The sequence below is a fragment of the Bacillus arachidis genome (genome assembly GCF_030285945.1).
GTDB classification, from domain to species: Bacteria; Bacillota; Bacilli; order Bacillales; family Bacillaceae_G; genus Bacillus_A; species Bacillus_A arachidis.
In genome coordinates, this window is the sequence record NZ_CP127376.1 from 1,567,788 (window position 1) to 1,583,501 (window position 15,714).

16 protein-coding genes and 1 other RNA gene are annotated in these 15,714 nt (G+C 35.5%); 14 read left to right on the forward strand and 3 right to left on the reverse strand.

Annotated features, from left to right (window positions below; genetic code table 11):
• Positions 1-5: 5 nt before the first annotated feature.
• Together QRY57_RS09515 and recU are read right to left on the reverse strand one after the other, a co-directional pair.
• A complete protein-coding gene (locus QRY57_RS09515; RefSeq protein WP_286017265.1) occupies positions 6-2,648 on the reverse strand; it encodes a PBP1A family penicillin-binding protein in 2,643 nt (880 codons plus the stop codon).
• 65 nt (positions 2,649-2,713) lie between these two features.
• Positions 2,714-3,316 carry a Holliday junction resolvase RecU gene (gene recU / locus QRY57_RS09520; protein WP_026591165.1) on the reverse strand — a complete coding sequence of 201 codons (603 nt, stop codon included), beginning with the start codon at positions 3,314-3,316 and terminating at the stop codon, positions 2,714-2,716.
• Between the two features lie 103 nt (positions 3,317-3,419).
• Here recU and QRY57_RS09525 point away from each other — a divergent pair, with 103 nt between their 5' ends.
• From QRY57_RS09525 to QRY57_RS09535, 3 genes are all read left to right on the forward strand, one after another.
• On the forward strand, positions 3,420-4,445 hold the full coding sequence (locus QRY57_RS09525; protein WP_286017266.1) for a DUF2515 domain-containing protein: 1,026 nt from the start codon (positions 3,420-3,422) through the stop codon (positions 4,443-4,445).
• A 540-nt stretch (positions 4,446-4,985) separates the two neighbouring features.
• Positions 4,986-5,228: a hypothetical protein gene (locus QRY57_RS09530; RefSeq protein WP_208016839.1), complete on the forward strand. Its 243-nt coding sequence runs from the start codon at positions 4,986-4,988 to the stop codon at positions 5,226-5,228.
• Between the two features lie 15 nt (positions 5,229-5,243).
• Positions 5,244-5,588 (forward strand): YppE family protein, encoded by a 345-nt coding sequence (locus QRY57_RS09535; protein WP_286017267.1) that lies wholly within the window; start codon positions 5,244-5,246, stop codon positions 5,586-5,588.
• A 23-nt stretch (positions 5,589-5,611) separates the two neighbouring features.
• On the opposite strand, the gene QRY57_RS09540 is transcribed toward QRY57_RS09535, so the two are convergent.
• Complete coding sequence (locus QRY57_RS09540) at positions 5,612-5,803, reverse strand: YppF family protein (RefSeq protein WP_026591161.1); 192 nt, start codon at positions 5,801-5,803, stop codon at positions 5,612-5,614.
• 176 nt (positions 5,804-5,979) lie between these two features.
• On the opposite strand from QRY57_RS09540, the gene QRY57_RS09545 reads away from it, so the two are divergent.
• From QRY57_RS09545 to QRY57_RS09595, 11 genes are all read left to right on the forward strand, one after another.
• A complete protein-coding gene (locus QRY57_RS09545; protein ID WP_286017268.1) occupies positions 5,980-6,627 on the forward strand; it encodes a YppG family protein in 648 nt (215 codons plus the stop codon).
• 149 nt (positions 6,628-6,776) lie between these two features.
• A complete protein-coding gene (locus tag QRY57_RS09550) occupies positions 6,777-7,268 on the forward strand; it encodes a CotD family spore coat protein (RefSeq protein WP_286017269.1) in 492 nt (163 codons plus the stop codon).
• 53 nt (positions 7,269-7,321) lie between these two features.
• The gene (locus tag QRY57_RS09555; RefSeq protein WP_208016843.1) at positions 7,322-7,876 is read left to right on the forward strand and encodes an SLOG family protein; all 555 of its coding nucleotides are present in this window, start codon (positions 7,322-7,324) and stop codon (positions 7,874-7,876) included.
• Between the two features lie 97 nt (positions 7,877-7,973).
• Positions 7,974-8,309, forward strand: coding sequence for a cell division regulator GpsB (gpsB, locus tag QRY57_RS09560; RefSeq protein WP_026591157.1), 336 nt, complete (start codon positions 7,974-7,976; stop codon positions 8,307-8,309).
• A gap of 87 nt (positions 8,310-8,396) precedes the next feature.
• An RNA gene (rnpB, locus tag QRY57_RS09565) (RNase P RNA component class B) lies at positions 8,397-8,787 on the forward strand.
• Between the two features lie 176 nt (positions 8,788-8,963).
• A complete protein-coding gene (locus tag QRY57_RS09570; protein WP_286017270.1) occupies positions 8,964-10,103 on the forward strand; it encodes a THUMP domain-containing class I SAM-dependent RNA methyltransferase in 1,140 nt (379 codons plus the stop codon).
• 62 nt (positions 10,104-10,165) lie between these two features.
• Positions 10,166-10,351, forward strand: a complete 186-nt coding sequence (locus tag QRY57_RS09575) for a DUF3921 domain-containing protein (RefSeq protein WP_208016845.1) — start codon at positions 10,166-10,168, stop codon at positions 10,349-10,351.
• 135 nt (positions 10,352-10,486) lie between these two features.
• Positions 10,487-12,424: an ATP-dependent DNA helicase gene (locus QRY57_RS09580; RefSeq protein WP_286017271.1), complete on the forward strand. Its 1,938-nt coding sequence runs from the start codon at positions 10,487-10,489 to the stop codon at positions 12,422-12,424.
• A 99-nt stretch (positions 12,425-12,523) separates the two neighbouring features.
• Positions 12,524-14,041: a carboxypeptidase M32 gene (locus tag QRY57_RS09585; protein WP_286017272.1), complete on the forward strand. Its 1,518-nt coding sequence runs from the start codon at positions 12,524-12,526 to the stop codon at positions 14,039-14,041.
• Positions 14,042-14,128: 87 nt separating this feature from the next.
• Entirely contained in the window at positions 14,129-14,608 is a 480-nt protein-coding gene (locus tag QRY57_RS09590; RefSeq protein WP_286017273.1) for a GNAT family N-acetyltransferase, read from the forward strand.
• A 99-nt stretch (positions 14,609-14,707) separates the two neighbouring features.
• Complete coding sequence (locus QRY57_RS09595; RefSeq protein WP_286017274.1) at positions 14,708-15,682, forward strand: SMI1/KNR4 family protein; 975 nt, start codon at positions 14,708-14,710, stop codon at positions 15,680-15,682.
• Positions 15,683-15,714: the final 32 nt, after the last annotated feature.

Genomic DNA, 15,714 nt, shown 5'->3' on the forward strand with positions numbered 1-15,714 from the left:
TTATATTATGGTGCTGGATTAACATTTTCTGCTGAAGGAACATCTCCACCACCTGTTGGTTGATCTGGTTTTGGCTTGTTGGCTTCTTCTTCAGCCTTTTTCTTAGCTTCTTCTTCAGCCTTTTTCTTAGCTTCTTCTTCAGCTTTTTTCTTAGCTTCGTCCTCAGCCTTTTTCTTCAGCTCGTCTTCAGCTTTTTTCTTAGCTTCATCCTCAGCTTTTTTATTGACTTCTTCTAATTTTTTCTGCTCATCTTGCTTTTTCTTAGCTTCATCCTCAGCCTTTTTCTTCAGCTCATCTTCAGCTTTTTTCTTAGCTTCGTCTTCAGCTTTCTTCTTAGCATCTTCACTCTCGCCAGGAACAGTAAAGGATACACCAGCCGCATTGCTTGTGCCTGTTCCTTTTTTGGCTACTACTGAGAAGCTGTAAGTTACACCTGGTTTCACTCCGCTAAGTGAAGCTTTTGTGCCGCTTACGGAGAGACCGCCACTAGAACCATCAGTCGCTTTATAGCTTGCGGAGTATGATTCAGCATCTGAAGGACCGGACCAGCTTAGTGAAATCGTATTAGATGCTGCGTCATAAGATGGCGTTACACCAGTCGGTGGATCTACTTTGATCTGCTTAACAGCATCCTTTTTCGCACCTTTCACATAGAGTTCGTCATTTAAACGTTCTACAGAAGAAGGTTGCTCAAAACGAGATGAATCTGTTGCGAACTTACTCATCATTTCTTTGAAAATTTGTTGGGCTATTCGGACCGAAGGTGATTTATCTGGAATATAGTTTTCTTCAGAATCTCTTTCATACCCTGTCCATACCGACATCGTATATTGCGGTGAATAACCTGCAAACCAACTATCTCTGTTAGCACTTTCTGGAATATTATATTTTTTTAATGTATCTGGATCAAAGTTTTGTGTTCCTGTTTTACCAGCAACGTCAATTCCTGATACATAAGCTGTTGGACCTGTACCACCAGAACCTGGTTTTACAACATCACGAAGAACATCCGTAATCATAAATGCTGTGTAGTCTTTCATTACTCGTTCTTCTTTTGGTTTAAAGCTTTTCTCTTTTCCATCAGGAAAGACAACTTTTGTTACGAAATGTGGCTTGTTATAATTTCCTTCGTTACCATAGGCGGCATATGCACCAGCTACTTGTAATGGAGAAGCGGTGTTACTACCAATTGCTGTTGATTCGTATACTGTGTTGTCCTTGAAAGTCATTCCAAGTCCTTCAGCAAATGCTTTTGATTTGTCTAATCCAACTGCTTGTGCTGTTTTTAAAGCAGGGATGTTTAATGATTTTTTCAATGCTTCACGTAACGATACGTCACCTTTATAGCTGTTTGTAGCATTTCGGATTTTTTTACCGTTAGAATACGTATATTCTGAGTCATTTAATTGATGGTATGTAGACCATTGCATATATTCAATAGCAGGACCGTAGTCAAAGATTGGCTTCATAGTTGAACCTACTTGGCGCTGCATATCAACGGCCATATTATGTCCTTTAAATGCTGCTTTATTTTCTTTACGGCCAGCACCAATTGCACGAACTTCACCATTTTTTGTATCCATAAATACGAAAGCACCTTGGAAACGATCATTTGGATAGTTAATAATATCTCCATCTAGTAATTGGTCAGCGTATTCTTGTGCTTTTGTATCAATTGTTGTATAGATCTGTAATCCGTCAGATCCAATATTTACATCGGGCATTTCTTTTTCGATTTCTTTTACAGCCGCGTCGATAAATGCTTGATAAGGCATTTCGGTTACTTCTTTAGATGGAAGAAGCCCTTCTGTTACTGGGATTTTTATCGCTTCATCCATTTCTTGTTTTGAAATAAAGCCATGTCGATTCATTAATGATAAGACTGTATTACGACGTTTTGTTGCTCGGTCGATATTTTCTTTTTTTGTTGGATCATACATATTAGGACCTTGCGGTAATCCAGCAAGCATCGCAGCTTCATGTAATTTTAGATCCTTTAACTCTTTCCCGTAATAATTTTGTGCTGCCGTTGCAACACCATAAGAGCGATTGCCAAGGTTGATTTTGTTTAAATACATTTCTAAAATTTCATGTTTGGAATATTGTTGCTCTAATTTATAAGCTAGATACCATTCCTGTACTTTACGTTTTGATGTTTTTTCCATCGTTAGAAAATAGTTTTTAATTACTTGTTGGGTAATTGTACTACCACCTTGAGAACCAAAACCACCTGTGACATTTTCAAGAATTGCTTTTCCTGTACGTTTAAAGTCGATTCCATCATGTTGATAGAAGCGAGCATCTTCTGTCGCTAGGAATGCACTTTCTACTACTTTCGGAACTTGATCATAAGTGATATTCGTTCGTTTTTCGGCACCATATTCATAAATGAAGTTCTTGTCTTTATCATAAAATTTAGTTGATAGTGGGTTGACAAGTTTAGCTTTATCTAGCTTTGGAGCATCCTTTACCATTATAAAAAAGGCGGAAACTCCAGCTATAAGACCAACAATGCCAAGAAGTAGGCAGCCAATTAAAAATTTCTTGAAAAAGGAACCTTTCTTCTTTGGTTTCTCCGTTTTGTTTGTTTCTTGTTTTTGATGTTGTGCATGTTTTCGTTCTGTACGAGAACGATAATTCTCTGACATTATACTTTCTCCTACCTTTCATTTTCTCCCCAAAAGTCGAAAAAAGAGCCTTATTGTTGACTCTATCACGAAAAATAAACCATGTCTAGTACACGAATATAATCAATTCGAGGATGATAACCGCATGATAACAAGTATCCGTGCTCTTCGATTTCTTGTTTCTTAATCGATTTACGTCCACCAGCATCTTGGCGATTCCAAAATGAAATGACATGTTTTGCATCTAGTAAATAAAATTCATCATAAAGTGTAAATTTAATAATAACAAATGCAATTCCGTTATGAGCCATTACTTGTTCCATATGCTTAATTTGATGAAGATGAAAATTTTGCAGCGGGAAACTTGTTTTATTTTTTGTCTCTTTTGCTTCGAAGTCGATATATTTTCCTCTATATACACCATTGTAGTCTGTTGTAGAAGGCTGTTTAAAATAAGCTTCTTTCACAACAGCAGCACTTCGAGCGGGATAATCCACTTTTACAATTTGAAGAGGGGTGGGTTTTTTATGTATACAGGCAATATTATGAGTTAAATAATATTGATTTGTTTCATTTAATTCCTCTTCAAGAGACATACCTCTATTGCTATAAGTATGCTTTTTAAATTGTGTTTTTTGAGGTTGCAATGCTTGATTATACCTTTTTCCGTTTGGATAACGAATGGTCATAGTTTGTCCACTCCAACTTACATAGAATCACTTACAAAGGTGATTATATCAAAAAAAACAAAAAAGATGCGATTTTTTTCAAGAGAGATGTGGTGATTCATATATGCTCATGCAGAATGAGTATGAGAAAATAAATAGAGAGCGTAGTAGAATAGCTTGTTCAATGGAAGAGAAGTACTTAATAACGCATATTAAACAGCAGACAGCTCTAGCGAATATTGATAATATTTCACGTACACATACTTATCAAGAATATTATTTAAGAAATAAAGAAATCCGGTGGTCATTTTTGGCGAGTATGGTTTCGAGAAACGCTGGGTGGAATATAACAGATCTAGGGGGGGAATACTATGCGAATGTTTTATCTGAAAGAATGAGAAAGCAATTGTTCCTTACTTATGAAAGTGCAAATTGGCTTATTTTTTCAGATGCATACCCACAATTGTTGTTATATGAGTATAGTAAAAAAATGAATAGACCACTTTTTCATTTATCACAGTTTTTTAATATATCCATTTTTATGGAGAAGGAATGGAAAGATTTTTGGAATAAAAGAGATTGCATACGTCTTATTACAGCACTTGTTATTAATGAACAAAATAAGATTCAAAAACCGATTATTGAACACCCATATTTTCAAAAATACGTATTTCAAACTTTACTGTTTAAATTTCAAGAGCTCTTTCATTTCAATGCTGTAATTTTTCCGACAACAAAAGGAAAGCTATATGGTTTTTCGGTTTATCAATTTGAAGAATTACAAAAACGGATAGAATTGGGAAAAAAATTGGCGTGGTTATTATTTCACCCTAAATATGAAGTGTTATTTTATGATTTTTCTTTGCGAACATTTCCTACAGGATCGAGAGTGGATTACGAGCAGTATTTTACAAATCCAAAAGAAAAAGATACACCCCGGTTAAGAGATGCTTTTCCAGTTGTTCTGCATCAAAATAGCTTAGAGAAAGATTGGTTTCATACAAAAATGAATATTGAGCCGTTATTTTTGTTCCAGGAACCGAAAGAAGAAATAGATATTACAGAATGGTTTCTACAAAAACAACATCAAATACATATTTTTTCTGCCTTGAATAGCTTTTTTAAAAGGAATAATGACTTCATGATATAATAGGAAAAGTCCCACTCTCTTATAGGGAGGTGGGACTACTTGATTACATAAATGAATCGACATTTTTTATACAAAGGTACGAAAAATTAAAGAAGCTAGGTGAAAGGAGAAGCCACACCATTTAAATTTCACTTTATCCCGCTATTCATGGGCATTCATACTCCCGCCTTAATATTTAGCGGAAGCAAAGGAGCTAGATGGAAGATAAGTTGCCCGTGAAGATAAGAGCTACTAACCAATAGGGAATGAATCCCTCAAATTGATTATTGTTTCGCTTTATGTAGCAGGAAAGTTCGGGCCATCTAGCTTCGGATTTCCAGTTTCAGGTTTATTTTGTTGTTTGTTTTGTTTTTTCTTCTTCTCATTTTTATTTTTAACCATTGTAAACACCTCCCTTTTGTATTGTTACCATTTCTATAAAACCCATACAAACCGATTTCTTTGCCGAATATCAACTAGTTTTGTCAGTCGTGCAGGAGTGATAAGGGAATCGTCGAAATAACAGGACAAAGGAAAAGCAAAGAAGGAGGCGTTTTATAAATGGCGATGGTTCAGAAGGAAAATGTAATGAAAAAAATGGATCAAATGTTAAGTGCTCTTGATTTGCTGGAAATGAATGTCTCACTTAGAGTTAATCATTCTTTAAAAGATAAACGTGAAGATATATGTAATAGAGGAGAAGTAACCGAGATGCACATTCAACATATGGAGGATAAATTATTACATCACGAAGAAAAAGGGAGTTGGCTCCAAACGTTTCAAAATGTCATAGTAAGCGCATAAGAGGGTGGAAATAAATTGGATTATGAAACATTAATGCAGTCTTCAATGAAATTAATACAGTACAATGATGAAACAATTATAAAAAAAAGAGCAGAAAAAGAGTTTGATTTTTATCAGGATATGAAGCCTTTTGTGGATATGGTTGATCGGGAGTTAGAAGTGTGGAAAGAATTAGCTTATCAATGGATAAAACATGAAAAGCCTAATTATATACATGTGCAACAAATTGATCAAGTATATGAGAATTTACAAAATAATGCACTGCAATGTTTTGTAAATAAGGGAAAAGGTAAGCGATTTTATGAAACACATCAGGCGATTTTATATACATTGCAAAATATAGTAGAACAATGTAAATGACAAGAGGGGAAACCCTCTTGTTTTTATGATTCTACAGTTGTATGTGTGGGTTTCGCCCCATTTATTTCTAATTCACGTATTAATACTCGATATTCTGAGATGCAGATTTTTCCTTCTAAGTAGTGATGTCTAGCAAAATCAAGCAACTCATTCATATCTTCTGTAGCGTACCCCTTTTTCTGAGTGAAAGCCTGTTTTAAATCCCCTAATTTCATGTTGATTCCTCCCCTATGAGAATCTTCCTCGCTAATATCGTAACATGAAAAGGCTTACTTTCTTATTTTTTTAAAAATTTAAACTTCCGACAAAAACAGACATTTATCAGGTTACACATTTTATTTTATAGGTACATATTCTATAGGTAGAAACTTAGTTAGAGGAGGGAGAATACATGTTTCAACAACCAAATGCATATACGCAGCAACATGCATATACGCAGCAAAATGTATATACACACCCCAATGCTTATCAATATAATGAGGATACATATTTACGTTATAATATGTATCCATTCGCTCCTAATTACGGAAATCAAATGAATTATTATCAGCCATTTGAAGTATCTTTTATGAATCAGCAACCACAGTCTTATACGAATCAACAATCTGATGCACAACAGCAACCACAGTCTTATACGAATCAACAATTTGATGTACCGCAGCAACCACAGCCATATACGAATCAACAATCTTATGTACCACAGCAACCACAGCCATATACAAATCAACAATTTGATGCACAACAGCAACCACAGTCATATACAAATCAACAATTTTATGTACCACAGCAACCCCAATCCTTTATGAATCAACCATCAATGTTTTACCCGCCAAAACAGCCTTTTCAACCATATCCAACGATGAACAAACAAAAACAACAACAGCCAAGTCAATTTTCTAGTTTCGTATCTCAATTTAAGACCGCAGATGGTAACTATGATGTGAATAAAATGATGAATACAGCTGGTCAAATGATGAATGCAATGAATCAGGTCACTGGGATTGTAAAACAAGTTGGAGGCTTTTTTGCTAAAGGGTGATAGTTGTGTGTCCAAGTTATCGTATGTAAACAGCTGTCATATAGACAAATTTCCATTAAATAAATGGGTATATATAACAAGCGGCTTTTATCTCTTTCTCATATTGTAAAGTGTAGTCAGATTTTTTATGAGAGAGGAGAGAAAAAACTATGTATCATTGTCATCCTTGTTTTGGAGGGCATAAACCTGTAGGACCTATTGGACCTGTAGGACCTGTTTGCACAACACCTCCTGTCATTCATCCAACAAAACAATGTGTAACGAACACTTTTTCCACAACAGTGGTACCACATATTCACCCAACTCATACAACACATGTTCATCATCAACAAGTTAAAAATCAACATTTCTTCCCGCAAACATTTTCAAATGTGAATGTTGTAGAACCTGTTGCTCCAGGGTTCGGAGGAGGCTTTGGACCAGGATCACAAGTATCTCCATTTGGACCAGGGTCACAAGTATCTCCATTTGGGCCAGGATCACAAGTATCTCCATTTGGGCCAGGATCACAAGTATCTCCATTTGGACCAGGACCACAAGTATCTCCATTCGGACCAGGGCCAAATGTAGGGCCACAAGTATCTCCATTTGGACCAGGGCCAAATGTAGGACCAAATGTAGGTGGAATGTTTAAAAAGTAAATGTTATGTTAGAACTAGCAAAATGCTAGTTCTTTTTTTATTGGAGTGTTGACATGAAAGTTGTTGCGGTGACAGGATATAAACCATTTGAACTTGGGATATTTAAGGATGATCATCCAGGTGTTATTTGTATAAAAAAAGCATTGCATCGTAAGTTACTTGCTTTTATAGAAGAGGGATTGGAGTGGGTTATTATTAGTGGGCAGTTAGGAGTAGAGTTATGGACAGCTGAAGTTGTCTTTGACTTGCAGCTAGAATATCCTGATTTAAAGCTTGCTGTGTTTACTCCTTTTTTAGAACAAGAGGAAAATTGGAAAGAAGGAAACCGAGAACTGTACGAGTTTATTCTAGGACAAGCAGATCATGTGGATAGCATTACGAAAAGAAAATATGAAAGCCCAGAACAGTTTCGATTAAAAAATCAATTTTTTATTGAAAAAAGTGATGCCCTTTTAGCTGTGTATGACGAAGAAAAACCAGGAAGTCCTAAATACATCGTAGAAGTAGCAAAGAAAAGAGGAGAAATAGAAAATTATCACAGTTATTTCATTCTTTTTTCTGATTTACAAGATATAATAGAAGAGGAACAGTGGAATAATGCAGAGTAATATGTAATATAGCTCACGTATATTTGATTGACAAAAGACGTAGTTTCTGAAAAAATTTAGTTAATGAAAGTTTTGGTAAAAATTTGAGGTGAAGAAAATGATTTCGGATAAAATTAAATTAACAGCGAAAGATATTTTGGAAAAAGAATTTAAAACGGGTATGAGAGGTTACCAGCAAGAAGAAGTAGATAAGTTTCTTGATATGATTATTAAAGATTATGAAGCGTTTCATAAGGAACTTGAGCAATTACAACAACAAAACGTTCGTCTGAAACGTGAATTAGAAGAGCAGAAAGTAGCGGTAGCACAAGCACCGCAACAACCTGCTCCAACACCGGTTGCACAACCTGTATACAACAATACGAATACAGATATCTTAAAGCGTTTATCTAATCTGGAAAAAGCTGTATTTGGAAGTAAGTTATACGAGTAATCTAGGGATGGAAAAAGATTGAAGCATTTTACATATAAAAAAGCATTGCAAAATCTTTTTGTTTCCACTATACTAATGTTTGTCATAACGTTTGGGTAATCGCTGCAACGCCAACGTTGTAGAGGAAAGTCCATGCTCGCACGACCTGAGATGGTCGTAGTGTTCGTGCCTAGCCAATTCATAAGCTAGGGTATTCTGGCTGCAAGGCTGGATTAACGGCAGGGAAAAAACCTAAGTCCTTTTGGATATGGTTTGACTACCTTTAAAGTGCCACAGTGACGAAGTCCTTGAAGAAATGATAGGAGTGGAACGAGGTAAACCCCACGAGCGAGAAACCCAAATAATGGTAGGGGAATCTTTTCCAAGGAAATGAACGATGGAAAAGGACAGACTTGATAGTCTGTAGATAGATGATTGCCACCGGAGTACGAGGCGTGGGCCGTTTGTAGTACAAAGGAACAGAACATGGCTTACAGAACGTTATGAACCAATTATGGAATGACTCAGCTCTCCTTTGTAAGAGGAGGGCTTTTTATTTGTATGAAGTTATAACTAGTGAGTTAAAATGGTTAATAAGAACATACTTCGTAATATTTAATAATTAATAGAAAAAACTGTTAATTATTGTTGATTATACATAAGAGGTGAATGCAAATGGGAAAAGTTACTTTAATTGCAACAGCAGCAATGGGTATCGAAGCTTTAGTTGCACGAGAAGTTCGCGATCTTGGTTATGAGTGCCAAGTAGAAAACGGGAAAGTAACGTTTGAAGCGGATGCGAAAGCGATTTGTCGTACGAATTTATGGTTGCGTACTGCAGATCGTGTAAAAATTAAAGTTGGTGAGTTTAAGGCGACAACTTTTGATGAGTTGTTTGAAAAGACAAAAGCATTAAATTGGGGAGATTATATTCCTGAAAATGGTGAGTTTCCTGTTATCGGAAAATCAATAAAATCAACATTATTTAGTGTTCCAGATTGTCAACGTATAGTGAAAAAAGCTGTTGTTGAAAAATTAAAATCAACTTATAGACGTACAACTTGGTTTGAAGAAGATGGACCGTTATTCCGCATTGAGATTGCAATGCTAAAAGATGTTGCAACATTGACAATTGATGCAAGTGGCGTTGGACTTCATAAGCGTGGATACCGTGTGGATCAAGGGGAAGCACCTTTGAAAGAAACACTAGCTGCATCTTTAATTAAACTGACAAATTGGAAACCAGATCGTCCGTTTGTCGATCCGTTTTGTGGTTCGGGAACAATTCCAATCGAAGCGGCACTAATTGGACAAAATATTGCTCCTGGTTTTAATCGTGAGTTTGCATCTGATGAATGGGGCTGGATTGGTAAGCAAAATTGGAAAGAAGCACGTCAAGAAGTAGAAGATTTAGCAAATTATGATCAGCCATTACAAATTATCGGATCAGATATTGATCACCGGATGATAAGAGTTGCGCAAGATAACGCGGATGAAGTTGGATTAGGTGATTTAATTTCCTTTAAACAAATGCAAGTAAAAGATTTCACGACAAAAGAGGAATATGGCTATGTTGTAACGAATCCTCCATACGGAGAACGTTTAAGTGAAAAAGCACTTGTTGAAAAATTATATAAAGAAATGGGAGAAGTATTCCGCCCGTTAGATACTTGGTCGCTATATTTATTAACGAGCTATGAAGCATTTGAAAAATGTTATGGACAAGATGCATCGAAAAAGCGTAAGTTATTTAACGGCTTTATTCGTACAGATTATTACCAGTACTTTGGGAAACGCCCACCTCGTAATTCATAGTATAAAACCTCTTTTCTGCGCATATACTGGCTATTATGTAATGTGCAAAAGGAGGAATCATTATGGACGGGTTCCAATTGTCAATGATTCAAAAAGCGATTCATCGTACGTATGATGAACTCGGAAAAGAACTCGATTTTCAAGGTGCAGTAGCAGATGAAATTCAAAGAGCGCAGGAAGAATATTTATCTGCGTTATCACATGAAACATTAATTGATAAGCGTTATTTAAAGTCATTAATAGAGTGAAAAAAGTTTTCCTTTATATAAAGGAAAACTTTTTTCACGCATTTCTATGTATTACAACAGGGGAAAGCAACTGCTATTTCTAAATAGCAGTTGCTATATCTTTTTATAGAAAAACTTTTTGGTTGGAGGCTGAGGATGTTTACTGAGAAGAGATTACCATTTGAAGTAGGGAAACAAGATAATTTTTATGATAAGTTGAATGAGTGGATTGGAGATGTGTTTTACGACATCCTCCCGGAAAAAGGTTTTGAAGAACGCGATGAACAAATTTTTATGGCATTTCAATTAGAACGCGCGTTTCAAGAGAAAAAAGTAATGTTCGCAGAAGCGGGTGTAGGAACGGGTAAAACGATTGTATATCTTTTATATGCAATTTGTTATGCGCGTTATACAGGAAAGCCAGCTATTATTGCTTGTGCAGACGAAACGCTAATTGAGCAGCTTGTGAAAGAAGAAGGAGACATTGCGAAATTATCAGAAGCATTAGGGTTATCTGTTGATGTACGTCTAGCGAAATCAATGGATAATTATTTATGTTTACGTAAACTTGAAGATGTAATGAGTGGACGAGCTCCAGAGGTAATTGAAGATCTATATTATGAATTACCTCAGTTTGTATTTGATCATGGAACGATGCAAAACTTTACGCATTACGGTGATCGAAAAGAGTTTCCGCTATTAAATGACGAAGAATGGTCAAAAGTATCCTGGGATTATTTCCAAGATTGTTTCACATGTGATTCTCGTCATCGTTGTGGTCAAACGCTCTCTCGTGAACACTACCGTAAAGCAGCAGATTTAATTATTTGTTCTCAAGATTTCTATATGGATCATATTTGGACATATGATGCTCGTAAGCGTGAAGGACAAATGCCACTTTTACCAGAAAGTAGCTGTGTTGTCTTTGATGAAGGACATCTTGTTGAGTATGCAGCGCAAAAAGCACTAACTTACCGTTTAAAACAAACGATGATGGAACAACTCTTAACAAGATTATTACAAAATGATATTCGCGAAGAGTTTGCTCATTTAGTTGAAGAAACAATTTGGCAAACAGAGCGATTCTTTGATGTTTTACAAGAGAATAAAAAAGAAATTGCTGGTTCAGATCGTCTAGAAATAACTGTGACAGAAAAAGTAACTGCTGAGGCGAAACGACTCTATGCGAAAATCGCGGAAGTCGGTGATGCATTAGTATTTGAAAGTGAAATGTATACAGTAAACACATACGATTTAAATATCGTTGACGAGCACTTAGATGTACTAGAACATTCACTTCGTCTTTTCATGCATGAGAAAAATGTAATTACATGGGGAGAAGAAGGCGATGGTGCATTCACGTTAGTTATTATGCCACGTGCAGTAGAAGAAGTACTACAGGAGAAAGTATTCTCGAAAAAAATTCCGTATATTTTCTCTTCTGCTACACTATCTGAAAATGATTCGTTTGCATTTACAGCAAATAGTTTAGGTGTAAAAGATTATTTATCATTCTCAGTAGCTTCTCCATTTGACTATGAAGAGCAAATGAAAGTGTACTTACCATCGTATAACCAGGAAAATGAATGGGAACGAAAATGTCAGTATACGCTTGAAAACATTCAAAAAACAAATGGACGTACGCTTGTATTATTCCGTACAACAGGGGAGCTTGCAGCGTTCAAAGAATATGTGAATAAAGAGCAAATGTCTGTTCCATTCTTATATGAAGGAGACCAAGAAATTAGTCAGCTTGTTTCACGTTTCCAAAATGAAGAAGAGACTGTACTTTGTGCGGTTCACTTATGGGAAGGTTTAGATATTCCAGGTTCTTCACTATCACATGTGATTATTTGGTCACTTCCATTCCCTCCGAACGATCCTGTGTTTGAAGCGAAACGTAAGCACGTTAATGATCCGTTTTGGGATGTAGATGTACCGTATATGATTTTACGTCTTCGTCAAGGAATTGGACGCTTAATTCGTACAAGTGAAGATGAAGGTGTTATTTCGTTATTCTTATCAGAAGATGAAAATGAAAAAGTTATAGAAGTTGTAAAAAAAGTACTTCCAGTAGAAGGTAAAGTATTGTAAAAGCTTGGCATTTGCTGAGCTTTTTTTCTTTTTAGCAGAAAAGGACTTTATATCTTTATGTCGAAATATAGGTGAGATAGAAAAAGGAGGCAATACAATATGACGATCGCTACATATGAAATTGAAAAAGAATTTTTAGCATACGTGAAAAAGATAGAAAATTATGGAGAAGCATTGAGTCTGATATTTTGGGATCTGCGTACAGGTGCGCCGAAGAAAGGTGTGGATCAGCGCTCTGAGGTAATAGGGATGCTTTCGTCAGAGGTGTTTTCATTATCGACTTCTGATGAGATGGGAAGATACTTAAAAGAATTAGAACAGTTAATTGCAGATAATAAAATTTCTGAAACAACGAAGAAAATTGTAGAAGAATGCCGTAAAGAATATGATCGAAATAAAAAAATTCCACAGGCCGAGTATGAAGAGTTTGTCAAATTACAAGCAAAATCGGAAAGTGTTTGGGGAGAAGCACGTGAAAAATCTAATTTTGAAATGTTCCGACCATACTTAGAAAAAATTGTTGAATATAAGAAGAAATTTATTGCATATTGGGGTTATGACACTTATAAATATAATACGCTTTTAGACATGTATGAGCCAGGAGTTAAAGTAGAAGTATTAGACCATGTGTTTGGACAACTACGTGAGCGGATTGTTCCGCTTGTAAAAGAAATTGCTGACTCAAATAAAAAATTAAAAACAAATGCTTTATTTGAGCATTTCTCAAAAGAACAACAAAAGAATTTCACTTTAGAGTTACTAAAACAATTAAATTATAATTTCGAAGCTGGCCGTCTAGACGAAACAATACATCCCTTCGAAATTACATTAAATAGAGGGGATGTTCGCATTACGACTCGTTATGACGAGAAGGATTTCCGGATGGCAGTTTTCGGAACAATTCATGAATGTGGACATGCTGTATATGAACAAAATATCTCAGAAGAATTAGAAGGAACGCCACTTTGCAGTGGTACGTCGATGGGAATCCACGAATCGCAATCACTATTCTTTGAAAACTTTATTGGGCGTAATAAATCGTTCTGGAAGAAAAATTATGATGTATTGAAACAATTTAGCGATGGGCAGTTTGAAAATATGTCTGTAGATGAATTTTATGATGCTATTAATGAATCAAAACCTTCCTTTATACGTATTGAGGCAGATGAACTCACATATCCGCTTCACGTTATGGTTCGTTATGAACTGGAGAAGGAATTATTTGATGGAACATTGGAAGTAAAGGACTTGCCGGCGGCGTGGAATGATAAAATGGAAAGTTATTTAGGTATCCGTCCAGAAACGGATGCACAAGGTGTGCTGCAAGATGTACATTGGTCAGATGGATCGTTTGGCTACTTCCCATCTTATGCGCTTGGTTATATGTACGCAGCGCAATTTAAACATAAGATGCTAGAAGAAATTCCTAACTTCGATGCATTGCTAGAAGAAGGAAATGTGACACCAATTCGTGAATGGCTTACAAAAAATATTCACCAGTATGGTAAAACAAAAAAACCATTACAAATATTAGAAGATATAACAGGTGAAGGGCTAAATGCGAATTATTTAGCTGATTATTTAGAGGCGAAATATAAAGAGATTTATGGGTTATAAAAAAGAGAAGGAGCTGCTTTTATATGCAGCTTCTTTTTATGAATTAACATTTTACTGTATATGTGCGTTACTTAAGGAGGGGGAAAAGTGAATTATACTTTTGAAGTGATGACACAAGATCAGGCAGAGGATATTGCATACAATTGGCATTATGAAGGGGAATATTCTTTTTATGACTTGGAAGCAGATCAAGAAGATTTAGCTGAGTTTTTAGACCCTAACATACGCGAAGAAACCACATTTGCTGTTAGTGAGAATAATAAGCTTGTTGGTTTTTTTAGTTTTCATAAAATAGATATACATACAGTAGATATTGGCCTTGGAATGAAACCGAGTATAACAGGAAATGGGTTAGGAGCAGATTTTGTACAGGCTGGCTTAGTGTTTTGTAAGGGGAAATACAAACCGCGGTATATCACATTATCAGTGGCAACATTTAATCAAAGGGCAATTAATGTTTATAAGAAAGCAGGATTTGAAGCAGTTGGAACTATTATTCAAGAGACAAATGGAAGTCGCTTTGAATTTTTAAAAATGATGTATGTGACTTTATGTCCATCAAGATAAAATAGTTTTGAAACGATTTGTTTAGTAGTGATATATGTTTTTTTATGGATTCTATCGTATGTAAAAAATACATTTTTTTGAAATTTAGGGGGGATGAAAGTGGGTTGTTTTGATAATTTCGATTTTAATAACTTTTGGGATGACAGCGAATATGCAAGAGATGAATATATTTCTGAATATCCTACAGATGAAATGATTTCTAAACTAGAAAATGAATTAGGATATAAGCTACCTGAATCTTATATTTGGTTAATGAAGAAGTATAATGGGGGAATTCCGATAAACGATTGTTTTCCTACAGATATTCCTACAAGTTGGGCAGAGGATCATGTTGCTATAACTGGTATTTATGGTATTGGATATAAAAAAAGTTCTTCATTAGGTGGAGAATTTGGTAGTGAATTTTGGATTGAAGAATGGGGATATCCTGAAATAGGAGTAGCTATTTGTGATTGTCCCTCGGCCGGACACGATATGATATTTCTTGATTATAGGGAGTGCGGCCCAAAAGGAGAGCCTTGTGTTGTGCATATCGATCAAGAATATGATTATAAAATTACATGGTTAGCAAAAGACTTTGAGAGTTTTATTAGAGGGCTTGTAAATGGAGAAGTTTATGATGATAGCGAACAAATCAAGGAAGAATATTTAGAAATGGCGAAGAATGCAAAGTTTTCACCGGATTTATTAGAAATTTCCGCAGATATAGATGAGATACCGGAACTTGAAAGAAAAATTAGAACGCTTTCTACTGAAATAATTGAAGAGAAAGGGCACTTTTCACTTCATGCTGATGAAAAGTCAATGCTACTATATGATTTGCAATTCTGGTTATATACTCGCCAGTTTAAAAAAGTTTCGAAAGAAAAATATTTTGAAGATTATTCTCAAATTATGGCATGTGCTGGCAAACGGGGAGAGTATATCTTCAGTTGTGGCGGATATGCACCCGCGTTTATAGAGGATTGGTTAGAGCAACGTATACAAGAAAAAGTAATTGTAAATAAAAATGGAGAAATATGCTTTACTTCAGAAGCTACAAGGTCGGTAATCAAAAAAATGAATACAATATGATTTTTTATTATAGGAGACTAGCCAGATTGTTC